General features: G+C 42.1%; 19 protein-coding genes. 18 read left to right on the forward strand and 1 reads right to left on the reverse strand.

Annotated elements, in window-relative coordinates:
* Positions 1–32 precede the first annotated feature (32 nt).
* The 8 genes from ACT170_RS00435 to ACT170_RS00470 all read left to right on the forward strand — a co-directional run bounded on the left by ACT170_RS00435 (position 33) and on the right by ACT170_RS00470 (position 11,326).
* Positions 33–590, forward strand: a complete 558-nt coding sequence (locus ACT170_RS00435) for a transcriptional regulator (protein WP_084914946.1) — start codon at positions 33–35, stop codon at positions 588–590.
* A gap of 283 nt (positions 591–873) precedes the next feature.
* Complete coding sequence (gene ldcB / locus ACT170_RS00440; RefSeq protein WP_444817886.1) at positions 874–4,950, forward strand: LD-carboxypeptidase LdcB/DacB; 4,077 nt, start codon at positions 874–876, stop codon at positions 4,948–4,950.
* A 132-nt stretch (positions 4,951–5,082) separates the two neighbouring features.
* Positions 5,083–5,865, forward strand: a complete 783-nt coding sequence (locus ACT170_RS00445; protein ID WP_410532649.1) for a carbon-nitrogen family hydrolase — start codon at positions 5,083–5,085, stop codon at positions 5,863–5,865.
* Between the two features lie 9 nt (positions 5,866–5,874).
* On the forward strand, positions 5,875–7,056 hold the full coding sequence (locus ACT170_RS00450; protein WP_410532651.1) for a pyridoxal phosphate-dependent aminotransferase: 1,182 nt from the start codon (positions 5,875–5,877) through the stop codon (positions 7,054–7,056).
* Between the two features lie 127 nt (positions 7,057–7,183).
* Positions 7,184–8,206, forward strand: a complete 1,023-nt coding sequence (gene argC, locus ACT170_RS00455) for an N-acetyl-gamma-glutamyl-phosphate reductase (RefSeq protein ID WP_410532653.1) — start codon at positions 7,184–7,186, stop codon at positions 8,204–8,206.
* A 28-nt stretch (positions 8,207–8,234) separates the two neighbouring features.
* Positions 8,235–9,428, forward strand: coding sequence for a bifunctional glutamate N-acetyltransferase/amino-acid acetyltransferase ArgJ (argJ, locus tag ACT170_RS00460; protein ID WP_444817887.1), 1,194 nt, complete (start codon positions 8,235–8,237; stop codon positions 9,426–9,428).
* 26 nt (positions 9,429–9,454) lie between these two features.
* Positions 9,455–10,192 carry an acetylglutamate kinase gene (gene argB / locus ACT170_RS00465; RefSeq protein WP_444817888.1) on the forward strand — a complete coding sequence of 246 codons (738 nt, stop codon included), beginning with the start codon at positions 9,455–9,457 and terminating at the stop codon, positions 10,190–10,192.
* A gap of 3 nt (positions 10,193–10,195) precedes the next feature.
* Positions 10,196–11,326, forward strand: a complete 1,131-nt coding sequence (locus ACT170_RS00470) for an acetylornithine transaminase (RefSeq protein WP_021144594.1) — start codon at positions 10,196–10,198, stop codon at positions 11,324–11,326.
* A 40-nt stretch (positions 11,327–11,366) separates the two neighbouring features.
* On the opposite strand, the gene ACT170_RS00475 is transcribed toward ACT170_RS00470, so the two are convergent.
* Positions 11,367–12,245, reverse strand: a complete 879-nt coding sequence (locus ACT170_RS00475; RefSeq protein WP_059749088.1) for a polysaccharide deacetylase family protein — start codon at positions 12,243–12,245, stop codon at positions 11,367–11,369.
* Positions 12,246–12,419: 174 nt separating this feature from the next.
* On the opposite strand from ACT170_RS00475, the gene ACT170_RS00480 reads away from it, so the two are divergent.
* From ACT170_RS00480 to ACT170_RS00525, 10 genes are all read left to right on the forward strand, one after another.
* The gene (locus tag ACT170_RS00480; RefSeq protein WP_156685156.1) at positions 12,420–13,706 is read left to right on the forward strand and encodes a homoserine dehydrogenase; all 1,287 of its coding nucleotides are present in this window, start codon (positions 12,420–12,422) and stop codon (positions 13,704–13,706) included.
* An 83-nt stretch (positions 13,707–13,789) separates the two neighbouring features.
* Entirely contained in the window at positions 13,790–14,650 is an 861-nt protein-coding gene (gene thrB / locus ACT170_RS00485) for a homoserine kinase (protein WP_444817889.1), read from the forward strand.
* Positions 14,643–15,527 carry an EamA family transporter RarD gene (gene rarD, locus ACT170_RS00490; protein ID WP_444817890.1) on the forward strand — a complete coding sequence of 295 codons (885 nt, stop codon included), beginning with the start codon at positions 14,643–14,645 and terminating at the stop codon, positions 15,525–15,527. The genes thrB and rarD overlap by 8 nt, the downstream gene beginning before the upstream one ends.
* Positions 15,528–15,639: 112 nt before the next feature.
* Positions 15,640–16,257: a PepSY domain-containing protein gene (locus ACT170_RS00495; protein ID WP_037604153.1), complete on the forward strand. Its 618-nt coding sequence runs from the start codon at positions 15,640–15,642 to the stop codon at positions 16,255–16,257.
* A 133-nt stretch (positions 16,258–16,390) separates the two neighbouring features.
* Entirely contained in the window at positions 16,391–16,594 is a 204-nt protein-coding gene (locus ACT170_RS00500) for a hypothetical protein (protein WP_002886082.1), read from the forward strand.
* A gap of 446 nt (positions 16,595–17,040) precedes the next feature.
* Complete coding sequence (locus ACT170_RS00505; protein WP_444817891.1) at positions 17,041–17,619, forward strand: flavin reductase family protein; 579 nt, start codon at positions 17,041–17,043, stop codon at positions 17,617–17,619.
* Positions 17,606–18,166 (forward strand): GNAT family N-acetyltransferase, encoded by a 561-nt coding sequence (locus ACT170_RS00510; protein WP_444817892.1) that lies wholly within the window; start codon positions 17,606–17,608, stop codon positions 18,164–18,166. Before ACT170_RS00505 ends, ACT170_RS00510 begins: the two co-directional genes overlap by 14 nt.
* Before the next feature lie 63 nt (positions 18,167–18,229).
* Complete coding sequence (locus tag ACT170_RS00515) at positions 18,230–18,595, forward strand: hypothetical protein (RefSeq protein ID WP_002885992.1); 366 nt, start codon at positions 18,230–18,232, stop codon at positions 18,593–18,595.
* Position 18,596: 1 nt separating this feature from the next.
* Positions 18,597–18,776 (forward strand): hypothetical protein, encoded by a 180-nt coding sequence (locus tag ACT170_RS00520; RefSeq protein WP_002885940.1) that lies wholly within the window; start codon positions 18,597–18,599, stop codon positions 18,774–18,776.
* A 13-nt stretch (positions 18,777–18,789) separates the two neighbouring features.
* A complete protein-coding gene (locus ACT170_RS00525) occupies positions 18,790–21,441 on the forward strand; it encodes a valine--tRNA ligase (protein ID WP_145516457.1) in 2,652 nt (883 codons plus the stop codon).
* Positions 21,442–21,486: the final 45 nt, after the last annotated feature.

A 21,486-nucleotide genomic window follows, 5' to 3' on the forward strand; every position in this document is an offset into this window, starting at 1 on the left:
CTTAGTAAATTAACAGAAAAGGAATCTCACTCATGAAAAATACAAGTAAACTCATTGGTATCGTGGCAGCTCTTATCGTAGTTATTCTTGCCATCTTCCTGGTGACTAAGTTTAACAGCCATGAATCAGCTCGTGTTAGCACAAGTAGCAGTCCAGTCAAAACGGTTAAGAAGTCATCTTCAAGCTCAAGTAAGGCTGTTAAGAAGGATAAAAAATCAACTCAATCATCATCTTCATCAGTTTCAAATGAAGAAAATGGAAATCAGGCCTCAGCAGTAGCACCTAAAGCTTCTTCTCAAGAACAAGCTCAAGCAGGTACTACAGATGGCGGACAAGTGGCTGAAGCTACAACACCAGCTTCTCAAGTTGAAGGTGGTCGAGGTGCTTGGACAGCTACTTCTGGAACATTGACACTTGATGCGGAAACACCTGTCTATGCTGCGCCAGATAAAGACAGTGGAGCTGTTTCTAAACTTCCTGCAGGGGATGTTGATTGGGACAAATATGAAATTTTACCTGATGGAAACTGGTATAGTTTTGTTAAGGATGGTCAACGATACTACATTTCATATTCAGATGTAGGACATTGATAAAAGGTTCAAAATGAAACATGATGGCATTTAAAGCTGTCGTGTTTTTACTTTATTTTCAATTTTTTTGGAAAAACAACGAATATATAAGTATAATCAGTCATTTTCCGATTATGACAAAAATTGGACAGTTTATGATTTAGGTGTGAACAAGTCAAATAAATTTGGTATACTAATGGACAAGTGAGAAATATTCAGTAACATTATGTAAAATACTTGTAATGTTTGTCACTGAGTGTTACAATCAAACAGTAACATCAATTCGATAGAGAGAATAATTGATATGAAACGAGAAAAATTTTTACACGAACAACAACGTTTTTCCATTCGTAAATATTCATTTGGGGCAGCATCAGTCCTTTTAGGAGCTAGTTTGGTCTTTGCAGGTCAAGCTTTGGCTGATGAGCATCATGAAGTTTCAACACCTTCAGATGCCACTTTGCGTGCTACCTCAGATAGTGATGCTGTGACAGCAGCTGATATTTTCAGTGGTGTAGCGACCGATGGGGTAGTATCAAGCGAGAAAGCTAGCCAAGTCTCAACAACTAGCCAAACCGCTAGTGAAACTGCTACTAGCGAGGCTAGAAGTGAAGTGAGTGCTAGTAACTCACAAGCAGCAGATAAAATTTCTGAATCAACAACTGCTAGTTCAGAAGCGACAAGGAACACAAATGCTTCATCTGAAACAGCCACTAACCTTGATGTATCTGCCTTAACGAGAGCGGCTGTCAACACTAGTTTGGTGAGCCAACCAGCTACAACTACAGACAGCGACCTTCCAAGTCAAGGAACTTATGTCTACAAGGAACGTACAGAGATTAAGAATCAACCTAAGGTGTCTGCCAAGGCTGAATTTTATGTAAATCCAGGAGACAGCGTCCTTTACGATCAAGTCGTGACGGCTGACGGCTACCAATGGATTAGCTACAAATCATACTCTGGCGTGCGTCGTTATGCGCCAGTGAAACCAGTGGCAGCTGGTAGTGGTAACGGTAATAGTGGTAATGGGGATGGTAAGCCTTCTAATGGCACTCAAGCCACAACAGGTGCTTTGAACATCCCAGCGACAGGAACTTTCTACTTTACACGTGACACAGATATTAAGAAAGAACCAAAAGCAGACCTCAAACCTACTTTTGTTTTCAGTAAGGGTGACCATGTTATCTATGACAAAGTTTTGACTGCGGATAATCACCAATGGATTTCTTACCTTGGTTATGACTATGTTCGCTATTATGCAGATGTTGCGACTTTGACACCTGCTAAAGCTGAAACACCAACTGTTAAACCAACAGAAACTAATCAAGCAAAACCAGAAGTTACTGGTGCTGAAAAGCTTCCAGCAAGTGGTACTTATAATGTGACACGTAGCTTGAATGTCAAAAACGAACCTAAAGCTTCTGCAGAAACACTTTATACCTTGGAAAAAGGCTACAAAGTGAACTATGACAAGGTATTGACTGCGGATAACCACCAATGGATTTCTTACATTAGTTACAGTGGTACACGTCGTTATGTGGATATTGCGACCTTGAAAACTACTGAGTCTAAGCCACAAGAAAATCGTGTTTCTGGTAACCTTACCATCAACAACCAAACATCTAATGGCTTTGATGTAGTTGTAACCAATGTTTCAGGTGGTGGCAAAGAAGTTAAAGAAGTCCGTGTTCCAATCTGGTCAGATAAGAATGGTCAAGACGACCTCACTTGGTATCATGCTGATAAGCAATCAGATGGAACTTACAAGGTTCATGTAGACACAGCTAGCCATAAGGGCGATGCCGGTACATATTCTGTCCATCTCTACTATATGTTGAATGGTAAGAGAACCTATATCACAGAAACCAAAGCTACAGTGCCTCAAGCCACGGAATCCCAAGTGACAGGGAAATTGACCATCAGCAATCAAACATCTAATGGCTTTGATGTAGTCGTAACCAATGTTTCAGGTGGCGGCAAAGAAGTTAAAGAAGTGCGTGTCCCAATTTGGTCAGATAAGAATGGTCAAGACGACCTTACATGGTATCATGCTGATAAACAGTCAGATGGAAGCTACAAGGTTCATGTAGATAAAGCCAGTCACAAGGGCGATGCTGGTACCTATTCTGTCCATCTTTACTATATGTTGAATGGCAAGAGAACCTATATTACTGAAACAAAGGCAACGGTCCCTCAATCTGTCGAATCTCAAGTGACAGGAAAATTGACTATCAACAACCAAACCTCTAATGGTTTTGATGTTGTCGTTACTAATGTTTCAGGTGGCGGCAAAGAAGTTAAAGAAGTGCGTGTTCCAATTTGGTCAGATAAGAATGGTCAAGACGATCTTACATGGTATCATGCCGATAAACAATCAGATGGAAGCTACAAGGTTCATGTAGACACAGCTAGCCATAAGGGTGATGCTGGTACCTATTCTGTGCATCTTTACTATATGTTGAATGGTAAGAGAACTTATATTACAGAAACTAAAGCTACAGTCCCTCAAGCTACGGAATCTCATGTAACAGGAAAATTGACCATCAGCAACCAAACATCTAATGGTTTTGATGTTGTTGTAACCAATGTTTCAGGTGGCGGTAAAGAAGTTAAAGAAGTGCGTGTTCCAATTTGGTCAGATAAGAATGGCCAAGATGACCTTACATGGTATCATGCCGACAAACAATCAGACGGTAGCTACAAGGTTCATGTAGATACAGCTAGCCATAAGGGCGATGCCGGTACTTATTCCGTTCATCTTTACTATATGTTGAATGGCAAGAGAACCTATATTACAGAAACTAAAGCTACAGTCCCTCAAGCTACGGAATCCCATGTAACAGGGAAATTGACAAATAACGGTTCTTACTACAGTGTTCGTGGTAAATACGATGATATTATCATTGTCAATAAAAAACATGGTCTTTCTAAGGACTATAACCCAGGTGAAAATCCTACAGCTAAGGCAGCCTTTGTTCGTCTTCGTGACGATATGATTAACCAAGGTTTGAATGTTGGACGTTCATACAGTGGTTTCCGTTCTTATGACTATCAAAAGACTCTTTACGACAACTATGTTAGCCGTGATGGTCAGGCAGCTGCGGACCGTTACTCAGCTCGTCCTGGATATAGCGAACACCAAACTGGATTGGTCTTTGATTTGACCGATAAATCTGGTAATTTGCTTGAAGATTCACGTGCTAGCCAATGGCTTAAAGACAATGCACATAACTATGGCTTTATCGTGCGTTTCCAGGCAGGTAAAGAAGCTTCAACTGGCTACATGCCAGAAGCATGGCACATTCGCTATGTGGGTAAAGAAGCTAAAGATATTCACGATTCAGGCTTGAGTTTGGAAGAATACTTCGGTATCGAAGGTGGCGATTATGCTGCTAGCAGCAAACCTGCTGAAAGCAAACCAGCCACTACAGGTGCTATTAACCTTCCAGCGACAGGAACTTATACCTTTACAGGTCGTGCGTCAATCAAGGCAGAAGCTAAGGTTTCAAGCCCAGAATTGGCCTACTATGACAAAGGTATGAGTGTAAACTACGATAAGGTTCTCACAGCCGATGGCCGTCAATGGCTTTCATACGTGACCGCAAGTGGTGCTCGTCGTTACGTTGACATTGCAGCAGCCAAGACAGAGGCTAAGCCAGAAACAAAACCAGTTGCGAAACCAGCGGATAAACCAAGTCTCCCTGAATCAGGAACTTATACCTTTACAGGTCGTGCGTCAATCAAGGCAGAAGCTAAAGTTTCAAGCCCAGAATTAGCCTACTATGACAAGGGTATGAGTGTAAACTACGATAAGGTTCTCACAGCCGATGGCCGTCAATGGCTTTCATACGTGACCTCAAGTGGTGCTCGTCGTTATGTTGACATTGCAGCAGCCAAGGCAGAGGCTAAGCCAGAAGTTAAACCAGTTGCTAAACCAGCGGATAAACCAAGTCTCCCAGAATCAGGCACTTATACCTTCACAAGTCGTGCGTCAATCAAGGCAGAAGCCAAGGTTTCAAGCCCAGAATTGGCTTACTATGACAAGGGCATGACTGTTAACTATGATAAGGTTCTCACAGCCGATGGCCGTCAATGGCTTTCATATGTGACAACAAGTGGTGCTCGTCGTTACGTTGATATTGCAGCGGCTAAGCCAGAAGCAAGTCAACCAGCCGCAAAACCAAGTCTCCCAGAGTCAGGTCGTTATACCTTCACAAGTCGTGCGTCAATCAAGGCAGAAGCTAAGGTTTCAAGTCCAGAGTTGGCCTACTATGACAAAGGCATGAGTGTTAACTATGACAAAGTTTTGACAGCCGATGGTCACACATGGCTCTCATACATGACAGTGAGCGGTGCTCGTCGTTACGTTGATATTGCTTAATGAAGTAATGAATCAGGTTGGACAATGTGTCCAGCCTTTTTTGATAGCCTTTCTTTATCATGAGATTGAATTTTTCAATTTTTGTGACGTCTTTTGGAGTGCTATAATGGTTAATATAGAATCGAGGTTACTATGAAAATCGCATTGGTACAGATGGATGTTGCCCACGGACAGCCTGTGGAAAATAAAAAGCACGTGAAAGAGATGTTGGAAAGGGCACTTAGCGAAAAGCCTGACGTCATTGTGCTCCCTGAAATGTGGAATACTGGCTATGCTTTAGATGAACTGGATGGGCTTGCAGACAAGGAAGGTTTGGACTCTCAAGAACTCTTGTCTCATTTTGCTAGGAAACATGCTGTGGCTATTATCGGAGGGTCCGTTGCTATTGAGAAGGACGGCAAATTCTACAACACGACCTACGTCTACAATAAGTCTGGGGACCTAATCAATACTTATAGCAAGGTCCATCTCTTTGGCCTCATGGCAGAAGACCAGTATATGTCTGCTGGGTCTGCGGAGTCTGTTTTTGAGCTTGATGGTGTGACAGCTGCTAGTGTCATTTGTTATGATATTCGTTTTCCTGAATGGGTGCGGACACAGATGGCACAAGGGGCCAAAGTGCTTTTTGTGGTAGCGCAGTGGCCGGAACCTCGTGTGCAGCAATGGGAGATTTTGTTAAAGGCGCGTGCGGTTGAAAATCAAGCTTTTGTAGTTGCTGTTAATCGTGTCGGAACAGGACCAGACGATGTCTTCTCAGGACATTCTATGGTTATCGATCCACTTGGAAATGTGGTCTTGCAATCCAAGGAGCATGAGGAGGGCATTTTTACGGCCGATATTAATCTTGAAGAGGTAGATAAGGTTCGAGGTCAGATTCCTGTTTTTGAGGATCGTCGCACGGACTTGTATCATTAAGGAGCGTTTATGTTATTTGAAGAATCTGACTTATTGAAGGCATTGCCAGAACAGTTTTTTGCAGGTTTGGTTGCTAAAGTTAATGCCAAGGTAGCGGAAGGAGCAGATGTTATCAATCTCGGTCAAGGCAATCCCGACCAACCGACTTATGACCATATTGTTGAGGCGCTGTGCGTCTCAGCGAAAAATCCTGCTAGCCATAAGTATTCACAGTTTCGAGGCAATCGTCCCTTTAAGGAAGCGGCTGCTTGTTTTTACGAAAAACATTATGAGGTCAATTTGGATGCAGAGCGTGAGATTTGTGTCATGGGTGGAGCTAAAATTGGACTAGTGGAATTGCCTCTAGCTTTGATGAATCCTGGCGACCTCTTGCTCTTGCCTGACCCAGGTTATCCAGATTACTTGTCAGGAGTGAGTTTAGGCCGTGTGACCTATGAAACCTTTCCTTTGACGGCTGAAAATGATTTCTTGCCAGATTTGGATGCCATTCCTGAGGAGACAGCTCGCCGAGCTAAGTTTATCTATATCAATTATCCGAATAATCCGACGGGGGCTGTGGCGACTAAGGCCTTTTATGAAAAGTTAGTTGCTTGGGCTAAGACCTACGAAGTAGGAGTGGTGAGTGATTTGGCTTACGGAGCTTTGGGTTATCAGGGTTATGAGAATCCTAGCTTTTTATCAACGCCTGGTGCTAAAGATGTGGGCATTGAGTTCTATACTTTCTCGAAAACCTTCAATATGGCTGGTTGGCGTTTGGCCTTTGCAGCTGGGAGTGACCAGATGATTGAAGCCTTAAATCTGATTCAAGACCATCTTTTTGTGGGAATCTTTCCTGCCTTGCAGGAGGCTGGGATTGCAGCTCTCTTAGATCCTAAATCTGAGGAGGCTGTTGCCCAACTGAATGCGACTTATGATAGCCGTCGAGATGCTTTTGTTCAGGCAGCTGCTAAGATTGGCTGGCAGGCCTTTCCATCTAGAGGTTCTTTCTATGCTTGGATGCCTGTGCCAGAGGGGTATACCAGTGAGAGTTTTGCGGATCTTTTGCTTGAGAAGGCCCATGTTGCTGTGGCACCAGGTAAAGGATTTGGTCCTGCGGGTGATGCTTATGTTCGCATTGGGCTTTTGGTAGAGCCAGAGCGTCTGGTCGAAGCGGTCAATCGTATTGCCAACTTGCATTTATTTAATAACTAGATAGTGATCATGAAAACAAGTAGTTGAAAAAGACTGCTTGTTTTTTCATATTAATTTCAATCCCCCCTTGACAAATGAATAAAAATGCAATAAACTAGTTACATATTTATACAAAAGGAGTGCATAAATGAAAGTTTCAATCGTTGGTATCACTGGTTATAGTGGTTTAGAGTTAGTTAAAATTTTGAATAATCATAAAAAAGTGGAACTTGTTTCTATTCACGCAACCAAGGAAGTGGGCCGACGATTGTCTGATGTGTATCCCTATCTGACAGGTGTTTGTGACTTAGATATTGAAGCTTATGATGCGGAAAAGATTATGCAAAAGGCGGATTTGGTTTTCTTTGCCACACCTTCAGGAGTTGCTAGCTCGCTAGCAGAGGAATTTGTTCAAGCTGATTTTCCTATTATTGATTTATCTGGGGATCATCGCTTGCCGGCAGATGTTTATCAAGAATGGTATAAAAAATCACCTGCCAAGCAGAGTGTTTTGAATAAATTTACATATGCATTATCGGAATATACAGATGTGAAGGATAAGAAATTCATTGCCAATCCTGGATGCTATGCAACAGCGACGGAGTTGGCCCTGATTCCTTTGGTTGCTTCTAGTCTGATTGAGACGGATAGTGTCATTGTGGATGCCAAGTCTGGTTTAACTGGTGCGGGTAAGGCTTTGAGTGAGTCTAGTCATTTTGTCAATGTTCACGATAATTACGTGACTTATAAACTCAATCATCATCAGCATATTCCTGAAATTGTTCAAACCTTGCAGACCTTTAATCCGGAAATGCCTGAGATTCAGTTTTCAACGTCGCTTTTACCGGTTAATCGCGGAATCATGGCTACGGTTTATTGTAAGTTGAAGAAGGACGTGACGGTATCTGATGTGGCTTCAGCATTCACAAAGGCTTATAGCGATAAACCCTTTGTGCGTGTGCAAGACAGCTTGCCAGAACTACACAACGTTATCGGATCGAATTTTACAGATATTGGCTTTGCCTACAATGAGAAAACCAATGTTCTGACAGTCATTTCAGTTATTGATAATCTGATTAAGGGAGCAGCTGGACAGGCAGTGCAGAATCTCAACCTCATGCAGGGGTGGGATGAGACAGAAGGTTTGCTTATGACACCGTCATACTTGTAGATGTAAGCATAGAGTTAGGAGAAAAAATATGAAAGTCATCGATGGAACAATTGCTAGTCCGCTGGGATTCTCAGCAGATGGGCTACATGCAGGATTTAAAAAGAGAAAAATGGATTTTGGTTGGATTGTCTCTGAAAAGCCAGCCAGTGTGGCAGGAGTTTACACAACCAATAAGGTTATCGCAGCTCCTCTAATTGTGACCAAGACTTCAGTTAAAAAAGCTGGGAAAATGAAGGCAATCGTTGTTAACTCTGGTGTAGCCAATTCGTGCACAGGGACTCAAGGCTTGGAGGATGCTTACACCATGCAGGAGTGGACCGCTGAAAAGCTAGGTGTTGAATCAGAGTTGGTTGGTGTAGCTTCTACAGGGATTATCGGTGAGTTGCTACCAATGGATACCTTGAAAAATGGTCTTTCCAAGATAGTGGTTAATGGGAATGCGGATGATTTTGCCAAGGCAATTTTGACGACAGATACAGCAACTAAGACTATTGCTGTGACGGAGACTTTTGGACGTGATGTGGTCACTATGGCTGGTGTCGCTAAGGGCTCAGGTATGATTCACCCTAATATGGCGACCATGTTAGGATTTATCACTTGTGATGCTAATATTTCTAGTGACACTCTTCAATTGGCCTTGAGCCAAAATGTTGAAAAGACCTTTAATCAGATTACAGTTGACGGAGATACTTCAACTAATGATATGGTTCTTGTCATGTCCAATGGCTGTACACTAAACGAAGAGATTCTGCCAGATACACCAGAATTTGAGAAGTTTTCTAAGATGTTGAATTTTGTGATGCAAGAGTTGGCTAAGAAAATTGCCAAGGACGGTGAAGGTGCCAATAAACTCATCCAAGTTGATGTGGTTAATGCCCCTAATGCCCTTGATGCACGTATGATGGCAAAATCAGTTGTCGGTTCAAGCCTGGTTAAAACAGCTATCTTTGGTGAAGATCCTAACTGGGGACGTATTTTAGCAGCTGTTGGCTATGCTGATGTGGATGTTCCTGTGGATAATGTTGATATTATGATTGGCGGTCTGCCAGTCATGTTGGCCTCTAGTCCTGTTTCCTTTGATGATGAAGAAATGAAAGACATCATGCATGATGATGAAGTTACTATAACGGTAGATCTTCATGCTGGACATGAAAAAGGAACTGCTTGGGGGTGTGACCTTTCCTACGATTATGTTAAGATTAATGCCCTCTATCATACCTAGGCTAATTATAACAAAGGAGTTAACTGATGACTACTGAATATATTGTAATCAAGATTGGTGGAGTAGCCAGTAAGCAGCTGACTCCTGAGATATTGGCTAAACTGTCAGAATGGCAGCAGGCTGGTCAAAAAATTGTTATCGTTCATGGGGGCGGTTTTGCTATTAATCAGCTGATGGAGGAGAATCATATTCCAATTCACAAGGTCAATGGTCTTCGTGTGACGGGTCAGTCAGATATGGCCTTGATCAAAGAAGCTTTGGTTGACATAGTTGGGAAAAACTTAGCGGATGAGCTGACAACTGCAGGTTTGCCAGCCTATCAGCTTGTAGATGAATTGCCAGACCTTGTCCATGCTGATTTCTTAGATCAAGAGATCTATGGTTTTGTGGGTGAAGTCAAAAGCATCAATAATCAAACCCTAGTGGCGCTCCTATCTCAAGGCAAACTTCCCTTGATTCCTAGCCTAGGCTATAGTGAGCAGGGGGATTTGCTCAATATCAATGCCGATTACCTTGCTAGAGCTGTGGCAATTAGTCTAGGTACCAAAAAACTTATCCTTATGACAGATGTCAAGGGTGTTTTAGAAAATGGTCAGGTTTTGGAACATCTGAACTTTGTGGACGTTCAGAAAAAAATAGATTCAGGTGTGATAACTGGAGGCATGATTCCTAAAATTCAAAGTGCTGTTCAGACAGTTCTAGCTGGTGTCGAGCAGGTCATTATTGGTGATAACCTGACAGACGGCACCATAATCAAGGAGTAAGAGATGACAAAACTATTTTCAAACTATAAACGGGCAGCGATTGATTTCGCTTCGGCTCAAGGCAATTATTTGACAGATACCACTGGTAAGACCTATTTGGATTTTTCATCTGGTATTGGGGTAACTAACCTGGGCTATCATCCCCATGTCAATCAGGCTTTGACAGAGCAGGCGGGTAAGATTTTGCACCAGCCTAATCTTTATCACAATCAGTTGCAAGAAGATGTTGCTGGACTTTTAATTGGTGACAAGGACTATCTAGCCTTTTTCTGTAATAGTGGTGCAGAGGCCAATGAAGCAGCCATAAAAATCGCCCGAAAGGCATCAGGTAAACAAGAAATCATTACCTTCCAAAATTCCTTCCATGGTCGAACGTTTGGATCCATGTCTGCCACTGGTCAGGATAAAATCAAACAAGGCTTTGGTGAAGGTGTGCCCCACTTTAGCTATGCTATTTTCAATGACATAGATAGTGTCAAGGCCCTAGCTAGTGACGAAACAGCGGCTATTATGTTGGAGTTGGTTCAAGGGGAATCAGGTGTTCAACCTGCTGATAAGGACTTTGTTAAGGCTTTGGATGACTTTTGTAAGGAGACGGGTATTTATCTTATTGTAGATGAGGTTCAGACAGGACTTGGTCGTACTGGTAAGCTTTATGCTTATGAGCACTACGATATTGAACCAGATATCTTTACTCTGGCAAAAGGTTTGGCAAATGGGGTGCCAGTTGGTGCCATGCTTGCTAAGTCATCTCTTGGAGAAGCCTTCTCTTACGGAAGTCACGGCTCTACCTTTGGAGGAAATAAACTGGCTATGGCGGCGGCCAAAGCTACGCTTGAAGTTATGTTGGTCCCAGGTTTTCTAGATACTGCCCTTGAAAATGGAAACCAGCTACAAGCAAAATTGCAAGCAGATTTATCTGATAAAGAGACGGTTACCACTGTACGTGGTTTGGGCTATATGATTGGGATTGAGACCACTGGCAATTTAGGAGAATTGGTCCAGTCGGCTCGAGATAAGGGGTTAATTGTCTTAACTGCAGGGACAAACGTGATTCGTCTTTTGCCACCAATCACCCTAAGTGCTGCTGAAATTGAAAAGGGTGTGGCTCTCCTATCAGAAATATTTGACTAGAACATAAAAATCACTTGATTCTTGAATCAAGTGATTTCTTTTACTCATTGTCAGTATCAATCTCGCTGAGAAGTCCTTTAGCTGTTGTTGTTGGCAGAATACGGACACGATTAAGTGAGAGAAGACCATCCTTGGCACTGGCTAGCCCTTCGTTAGTTGTCAGTCCTAACTTGTATGTTTTCTTAGCTAGGTCCAGTGTCGTTTGATTGTAGCGACCTGATGGGTAGGCAATGGTATTGACCTTGGTATTGAGTTTATTTTCAAGGAAGTCAATAGAATCCGTTAATTCAACCTTTTGTGTCGCCTTATCAGTGGTTGACAAATCGGGGTGGTTAACCGTATGAGACTGGAAGCTCATACCGTGAGCCATCATTTCTTTCATCTGTTTGACGGTAAGATTTCCAGCATTTCCTTTCTTAACAAAGCCAGTGATCACATTATTGGTTGCTTTAGCCTTGTATTTTTTGAGAATAGGATAGGCAATGGTGTAGAAATCTTCGTTACCATCGTCAAAGGTCAGCCAGACAACCTTCTTAGCAGGTAGGGCGTTTTCAGTGAAGGCTTTGTAGGCTTCTTCAGGCGTTAGGAAGTAGTATCCTGCCTTTGACAAAGCCTTGATTTGTGCCTCGAAGAGGTCTGGGTCAACGATAAGGTTGGCGTTGGAGGCTTCAGATGGATCCATGACGTGTACCGCATGATACATGAGGATAGGGATTTGGACAGGATCGTCATAGGTTTTCCATTTAGCTGTCGTCTTAGACTGACTGGTCTGAGCCTGTTGTTGCTTGCTTTTCGACTGATTTGGTCGGTTAAGCATAAAGACTGCCAGTAAGCCAAGAAGGACGAGGTTTAGGATAAGTAGAAGAAGGTTCAGTTTTTTTCTGTTAGCTTGAGTTATTTTTTTCTTTTGAGAAGTCATTGTATCCCCTTTCAAATAGGTCTAGCTATTATTCTAACAAAAATGGGGTGAAAATGCACAGAATTTTCAGTAAAAAAAGAATACTTCTCTTCTTAAATGGCAACAATATTCTGTCAATTCCGATAAAAATGTGGTACAATTAAAAAAATGTATGTTTTTAAGGAGAAATCGTAAATGTCTATTAAAATTGGATTGCTTGGCTTTGGTACAGTAGCTAGCGGTATTCCTTTCCTCTTGAAGGAAAATGGTGAAAAGGTTCTTGCAGCCTCACGTGACCAACTCGAAATTGCGAAGGTTTTGGTTAAAGATGACGAGGAAAAAAATCGTCTTATCGCTGCAGGCAACGACTACAATTTTGTCACAAATGTTGACGAAATCCTTAACGATGATGAGATTCAAATCGTTGTTGAATTGATGGGTCGTATCGAGCCAGCTCGTACCTTTATCACAAAAGCACTTGAAGCAGGTAAAAACGTTGTTTCTGCCAACAAAGACTTGATTGCTACTCACGGCCAAGAGTTGATTTCTCTTGCTCAAGATAAGGGTGTGGCTTTCTACTATGAAGCTGCCGTTGCTGGTGGTATTCCAATTTTGCGTACTTTGGCTAATTCTTTGACATCTGACAAGGTAACACGTATCCTTGGTGTACTCAACGGAACATCTAACTTTATGATGACTAAGATGGTTGACGAAGGTTGGTCATATGAGGATGCTCTTAAGACTGCCCAAGAACTTGGTTATGCTGAAAGTGATCCAACCAACGACGTTGAAGGTATTGATGCTGCTTATAAAGCTGTTATCCTTAGCCAATTTGGTTTTGGTGCCACAATTGATTTCGACGATGTGACTCACAAGGGGATTACAAACATCTCTACTGATGATGTAGCTGTCGCTCAAGAATTGGGTTATGTTATCAAATTGGTTGGTGATGTGCGTGAAGTAGAATCAGGTATCTCTGCAGAAGTATCACCAACATTCTTGCCAAAAAATCACCCACTTGCTAGCGTCAACGATGTTATGAATGCAGTCTTTGTTGAATCTATCGGCATTGGCGAATCAATGTACTACGGTCCTGGTGCTGGTCAAAAACCAACAGCAACATCTGTTTTGGCAGATATTATCCGTATTGCTCGTCGTCTTTCAGATGGTAATGTTGGGAAACCATTCAACGAGTTCCGTCGTGACTTGCCATTGGCTAATCCAGCAGATGTTAAGAGCAACTACTACTTTGCCCTTGATACGCCAGACGAAAAAGGTAAAATCCTTCACTTATCTGAAATCTTCAACTCAGAAGATATTTCATTTGAACAAGTCTTGCAACAAAAAGCAAATGGCACAACAGCTCGTATCGTTGTGATTACACATGCTATGTCTAAGACACAACTCAAAGCTGTTACTGAAAAACTTGAAGCAGCAGAAGACTTCACTGTTGTCAACACATTGAAAGTTTTGTCTAACTAATTGATAAGCCCATACTGGTGCGTATAAGAAAGGTATTCAAGGAGAAAAGTCGCTGATGGCTTTCCTCCTTTTGGTGTATTATTATGAAAATTACTGTTCCAGCAACATCTGCCAATATTGGTCCAGGTTTTGACTCTGTGGGTGTTGCCGTTTCTAAATATTTGACAGTCGAGGTGCTTGAACCAGCGGATGCATGGCATATCGAACATGAATTGGGAGATATTCCTTCAGATGAAAATAACCTCCTCATTTCAACTGCCTTGCAAGTTAAGTCTGATTTGCAGCCCCATAAATTGGTGATGGCATCAGATATTCCCTTGGCGCGTGGGCTAGGTTCTTCAAGCTCTGTTATTGTCGCAGGAATCGAGTTGGCCAATCAATTGGCAGACTTGCAGCTCTCAGACGATGATAAACTTGATATTGCAACCAAGATTGAAGGTCATCCGGACAATGTTGCCCCAGCTATTTTTGGGAATCTCGTTGTAGCCTCTTATGTGGATGAACATGTTAATAGCATCGTGACAGACTTTCCAGAGTGTGCCTTTGTAGCCTTCATCCCGAGCTATGAACTTAAGACGTCTGATTCACGTGGGGTGCTTCCAAGTGACTTGTCTTACAAAGAAGCTGTAGCTGCATCATCTATTGCCAACGTTGCCATTGCTGCCCTCTTTGCAGGTGATTTGGTTAAGGCGGGACGTGCCATCCAAGGAGACATGTTCCACGAACGTTACCGCCAAAAACTGGTTAAAGAATTTGCGACTATTAAAGAATTGTCAGGTCAATACGGTGCTTATGCGACCTATCTCTCAGGTGCTGGCCCAACAGTTATGACCTTGACGCCAAATGATCAGGCTGAGGCTCTTAAAACTGCAATAGATGGTCTTGGCTTAGATGGTGAAACCTTCATCCTATCTGTGGATAAAGCAGGTGTTGTCGTTGACTAGAAAAAATCAAGGGCTACTCTTTGGTCTAGCAACCTATATTCAATGGGGATTTTTATCCCTTTTTTGGAAGCTTTTAGCAGGTGTTTCGGCTTACAACACCTTCTCATGGCGAATTGTTTTTACTGTAGTGACTATGTTGGTCTATGCCCTGGTTGCTAAGCAAAATGCACGTTTTAAAGATGAGCTAGTCGAACTTTGGCAGGATAAGAAAGTCTTATTTCGAATGCTACTTGCTAGTTTTCTCATAGCAGCTAACTGGTTGATTTATATCTATGCTGTGGGTCATGGGCAAGCGACGCAGGCTAGCCTGGGCTATTACATTATGCCTATTGTTTCTATCTTGTTTGCTCTTATTTTTCTTCGTGAATCTCTGAGCAGAACCATGTGGGCAGCAGTAGTGTTGGCCTTTATAGGAGTACTGGTTCTTGTTGTCAATACAGGAAAACTTCCCATGGTTTCTTTGGGGCTAGCTCTGAGCTTTGGTTTCTACGGTCTCATAAAAAAAGGGGTTAAGCTCTCCAGTGACGTAGCCATGCTAGTAGAAAGTGGATTGCTACTACCTTTTGTAGCCATCTATCTCATTTTCTTTTCTCCAGAATCATTTTCGTCCTATTCGAGCATGGAAATGTTTTTCTTAGCCATTTCAGGTATAGTGACGGCTGTTCCCTTGCTTTGCTTCTCGGAAGCAGTCAAAAGGGCACCGCTTAACCTTATTGGTTTCATCCAGTATCTTAATCCTACGATTCAACTTCTCGTAGCCATTCTAATTTTTGGTGAGACGGTCAGCTTTGGAGAATTGAAAGGTTTCCTCTTTATCTGGATAGCCATCCTAGTCTTTGTAACTGGCCAAATAGTAACATTTCGTAGAAGTTCCTGATAGCTATCGGGAACTTTTTATAATGTCGACCTAAAAATGAGCCAAGTTTATCTGACAATTTTAGAACTTTAAGATATAATAGTAGTATTAGATTAAAATAGCGGAGAATTTTATGCGAAAAATGAAAAAGCTAGTGAGCTATCTGCTTCTGCTCGCTATCCCAGTTGCCATCGCTGCAGGTCTGTTTATCTTTAACGGTTCAGGTTACCGTTTGTCAGAAAAAGATGCAGCAGACATTGCTTACAAAAATGCAGGTGTCAAAACTTCTGAGATCTCTCAATCAACAGTTTCAAAAGCACGTTCTGGGCTTCACGGAAGTTATGAGATTAGTTTCACAACGTCAGACAACCATTTTGAGTATACGATTGACGGTCAGTCGGGATCTATTTTGAAACATAAGAGTGACCATCCAACATCTAAGGATGAGGATGATACTCAAAAAAGTGAAGAGCCTAAAGACGAGACTCAACCTAGCGAAAACAAGGAAGAGACAGCAGTATCTAAAGAAGCTGCGCAAACGACAGCTCTTAACCATGCTGGCCTAGCTGAAGGTTCTGTGACCAACTTGAAAACGGACTTGAAGACTGAAGGAGACGGTAAAGTCTACAATATCAGCTTTGATTATGCTGCTAGCGGTCTACGTTATAAATACGCGGTAAATGCTGATTCAGGAGCTATCGTAGCCTATACGACTGAGTATCTGACAGGGGCTGCGACTCCTGCTCAGTAGGTCGCAGATAGGGTGAAAAGCTCTCCTTATTATTGAGGAAAATCCTTGCAATTTCTCTGAAATGGTGTAAACTTAAAGTGAAAACGGTAACAGTAGTTGTAAAAGTTGCCGTAGAATCAAGGAGGCTTTGACCATGAAAGAATTCCAAGCATTTAAAGACACGCTTAGCAATAAGGCTCTCAAAGCCATTTACGAAGAAAGTAAATTGGAAGTTCAAGACGAAACAACTGAAGGTACAGAAGCCTTCTCATTAGCCTTGGCAACCCAAATGGCTATCAATCTACTTGAAAGCTATGAAAAATGGCTAAAAGAAGAAAGAGCTAAGGAAGAAAAATAAGATACAATCCTTGTCGGCAGACAGGGATTTTTCTTATGAAAATAAAAAGTGAAGCATTGTATTTACTTTTCAAGGTGGAATCTGTAGTCTGACTTATTCTGATAACATCTTCCCCACAATTTCATTTGTCTTGAGATTAAAAATGTGATAGAATAAGACCATTCAGAGGTGCTTTGAAGCCCATTTGTCACAGGAAGCGGTGGTACTGAGAAATCCGCACAAATGTCAAAGCTGGTTGCTGATGGTCAAATTGAATCAAGAAAGCTGTGAGTGGTTGCCACTCAAAACTGGGTGGTACCGCGGATACACATTCGTCCCTGTCATAGTTATGGCAGGGATTTTCTATATCTTTTAAAGAACCAAGACCGAAGGTCGCAGGTGAATTTAGAGATATTGATGTAGACGGAGCGAAAGCGAGGTCTACGTTCCTATCCAAGGAGGGTGACATGAAGCAATCTTTTGAGACCAGTAAATTGTATTATGGTTTTCCCATTTTTATCTTGGGTTACCAGGACCAAACATACGGCTATAATGTGACGACTTGTAGTTCTTCCTATAGTCTAGGAGATTGGCTAGTCATCGGGGTTGGTAGCGAGGAAAATGCGGCAGACCAGATTAAATATTATCAGAAATTTACGGTTAATATCCCTGATGAAAACCTCATGCTAGAGATGGAACAGGCTGGTTTTATTAGTCATCGTGAGAAGATTGATAAACTTGGTTTGGATTTCCGACCTTCTGAACTGACACAAGCACCTATTTTGGATGCTTGTCCAGTCGTTTTGGATTGTAAGGTCGACAGAATTATAGAGGAAGATGGTATCTATCATATCTTTGCTAAGATTCTAGACCGTCTGGCTGAATCTGATTTGTTGGATGATAAGGGCCATTTTAAAAATGACCGCTTTGCACCGACTTACTTTATGGGTGATGGTCATAAGCGTGTCTATCGCTATCTAGATGATCGAGTCGACCCCATGGGAAGCTTCATCAAGAAAGCGAGGAAGAAGGATGACAAGAGCTGAATTGCCAGAACGAATCGAAACGGAGCGTCTTCTTTTACGAGTCCGAACAGTGGCGGATGCTGAGGATATCTTTGGTTTTGCCAGTCGTCCAGAAGTCTCCTACCCAGCAGGTTTCCCACCTGTTAAGACCCTCGAAGAGGAAATCTATTATTTAGAACATCTCCTCCTCGAGCGCAATCAAAAGGACAATCTCCCAGCAGGCTATGGAATTGTGGTCAAAGGGACTGATAAAATCATCGGCTCTGTTGACTTCAACCATCGCCACGAAGACGATGTGCTGGAGATTGGCTATACCTTGCACCCAGATTATTGGGGGCGAGGCTATGTGCCTGAAGCGGCGCGTGCTTTGATTGACCTAGACTTTAAGGATTTGGGTCTTCACAAGATTGAATTGTCTTGCTTTGGTTACAACCTTCAAAGTCAACGAGTTGCGGAAAAATTAGGATTTACCCTTGAAGCTCGTATCCGAGATCGCAAAGATGCTCAAGGCAACCGTTGTGACAGTTTCATATATGGCTTGCTGAAGAGTGAGTGGGATGAGAAATAACTAAGTATAGACACTAAAAAAATTTGTAAAGTTTAAATAACTTATAAAGTATTGAGGTACAAAATGGAAAACGAAAGCTTGGATTTAATTATTAAGGAAGTAGAAAATCAACAGGAAAAAGAGTTAGTTCGTTTTGAATCTAACTTATCTGAAGGAATAAATAAGTACAAAGAAGTATTACCAGCTGATCTAATAACACCCCAACTACAGGAAAAAATTGACAACGAAGTAAAATTACAATTAGTTGAATTTCAAAAAAGTATTGATTTGAAACCGAAAGCATTATACCATGCTTTAAAAGTTGAGGCTGAACTTAATCCTGAAATTGAAAAAGATGATTTGAAACAAAGTGCTTATGATTTCTTGGAAAAAACAACAAAAAACAAATATTTAAAAAAGATTATTCGTGAGCTAAAAAAAGGAGTATAAAATGGCAAATGTTGGGGATTTAGCTGTTAAAGGAGGAAAAGCTGTTATTAAATTTATGCTAGAATTGATAACAGAATTTCTGAAAAGTGAAGAATTTAAAAAACAAATGAAATTCATGGTCGAAACTTTAGTCACTAAGGTAGTTGATAAAGTTATAGAAGAAAAGAAAAGAAATAGCTAGAAAGGACACACACATGTCTAAAGAACTTTCACCTAAATACAATCCAGCCGAGGTTGAGGCTGGTCGTTACCAAAAATGGCTTGACGAAGATGTTTTCAAGCCTTCAGGCGATAAAAAGGCTAAGCCTTATTCAATCGTTATTCCACCACCAAACGTAACCGGTAAACTTCACCTTGGTCACGCTTGGGATACGACTTTACAGGATATCATCATCCGTCAAAAACGCATGCAAGGTTTTGATACACTTTGGCTTCCTGGTATGGACCACGCTGGGATTGCCACTCAAGCTAAAGTAGAAGCTCGTTTGGCTGAAGACGGCATCTCTCGTTATGACCTGGGTCGTGAATCTTTCTTGACTAAAGTCTGGGAATGGAAAGACGAGTATGCGTCAACTATCAAGCAACAATGGGGTAAGATGGGTCTTTCTGTAGATTACTCTCGTGAGCGTTTCACCCTTGACGAAGGTCTTTCAAAAGCGGTTCGTAAGGTTTTTGTAGAGCTCTACAAGAAAGGTTGGATTTACCGTGGTGAATTTATCATCAACTGGGATCCGAAAGCCCGTACAGCCCTTTCTGATATCGAGGTTATTCACAAGGATGTCGAAGGTGCCTTCTACCACATGAACTACATGTTGGAAGATGGTTCACGTGCCCTTGAAGTGGCAACAACACGTCCTGAAACTATGTTTGGGGATACTGCTGTAGCGGTTAACCCAAACGATGACCGTTATAAAGATTTGATTGGTAAAAATGTTATCTTGCCAATCTTGAACAAGCCAATCCCAATCGTTGGCGATGAGCACGCAGACCCTGAATTTGGTACTGGTGTGGTGAAAATCACTCCTGCCCACGACCCTAACGACTTCTTAGTTGGTCAACGTCATAACTTGCCACAAGTCAATGTCATGAACGATGATGGTACCATGAATGAATTGGCTGGTGAATTCAACGGTATGGACCGCTTTGAAGCTCGTAAGGCTGTTGTTAAGAAATTGGAAGAAATCGGTGCGCTTGTTAAGATTGAGAAGATGACCCACTCAGTTGGTCACTCAGAGCGTACTGGAGTTATGGTTGAGCCACGCTTATCTACGCAATGGTTCGTGAAGATGGATCAATTGGCTAAGAACGCTATTGCCAACCAAGACACAGATGATAAGGTAGAATTCTACCCACCTCGTTTCAACGATACCTTCCTCCAATGGATGGAAAATGTCCATGATTGGGTTATTTCTCGTCAGCTCTGGTGGGGTCACCAAATCCCTGCCTGGTACAATGCTGAGGGTGAAATGTACGTCGGCGAAGAAGCTCCAGAAGGTGACGGATGGAAACAGGATGAAGACGTCTTGGACACTTGGTTCAGTTCTGCCCTTTGGCCATTCTCAACCATGGGCTGGCCTGATGTCGACTCAGAAGACTTCAAACGTTACTTCCCAACTTCAACCCTAGTAACAGGTTACGACATCATCTTCTTCTGGGTGTCTCGTATGATTTTCCAATCATTGGAATTCACTGGCCGTCAACCATTTCAAAACGTTCTGATCCACGGTTTGATTCGTGACGAGCAAGGACGCAAGATGTCGAAATCTCTCGGAAACGGGATTGACCCAATGGATGTTATTGAGAAATACGGTGCTGATGCCCTTCGTTGGTTCCTTTCAAACGGTTCTGCACCAGGTCAAGACGTGCGTTTCTCTTACGAGAAAATGGATGCGTCTTGGAACTTCATTAACAAAATCTGGAACATCTCTCGTTACATCCTCATGAACAATGAAGGATTGACTTTGGATGTGGCGCGTGAAAATGTAGCTAAAGTGGCTGCTAGTCAAGCAGGTAACGTGACAGACCGTTGGATTCTTCACAACCTCAACGAAACGATTGGAAAAGTCACTGAAAACTTTGACAAGTTCGAATTTGGTGTGGCTGGTCACATCCTCTACAACTTCATCTGGGATGAGTTTGCGGACTGGTATGTTGAGTTGACTAAGGAAGTGCTATACAGCGACAATGAGGACGAAAAAGTCATCACTCGTTCGGTTCTTCTTTACACTTTGGACCAAATCTTGCGTCTTCTTCATCCAATCATGCCATTCGTGACTGAGGAAATCTACGGTCAAATCTCTGAAGGAACAATCGTGACGGCGGAATACCCAGTGGTTCGTCCAGAGTTTAAAAACGAAGAAGCAGCAGCCGGTGTTGAAGCTCTTAAAGATGTGATTCGCTCCGTTCGTAACTCACGTGCAGAAGTGAACGTAGCGCCAAGTAAACCAATCACTATCTTGATCAAGACAAGCGACAGCAAGCTCGATGCTTTCTTTAATGATAATGTCAACTACATCAAACGCTTCACAAACCCAGAACACTTGGAAATTGCAGCAGATGTCGAAGTGCCTGACTTGGTTATGTCAAGCATCATTACAGGTGCAGAAATCTACTTGCCACTCGCTGACCTTCTTAATGTCGAAGAAGAATTGGCTCGTCTTGAAAAAGAATTGGCCAAATGGCAAAAAGAACTCGACATGGTTGGTAAGAAACTTAGCAACGAACGCTTCGTAGCCAATGCCAAACCAGAAGTCGTCCAAAAAGAACGCGACAAACAAGAAGATTACCAAGCTAAATACGATGCGACAGTCGTACGTATTGAAGAAATGAAGAAATTGGTTAAATAAACAAAGAGACACGGCGGAATACCGTGTTTTTTTGGTATAATGAGT

The organism is Streptococcus sp. cx1 (genome assembly GCF_052384325.1).
GTDB lineage: Bacteria > Bacillota > Bacilli > Lactobacillales > Streptococcaceae > Streptococcus > Streptococcus salivarius_G.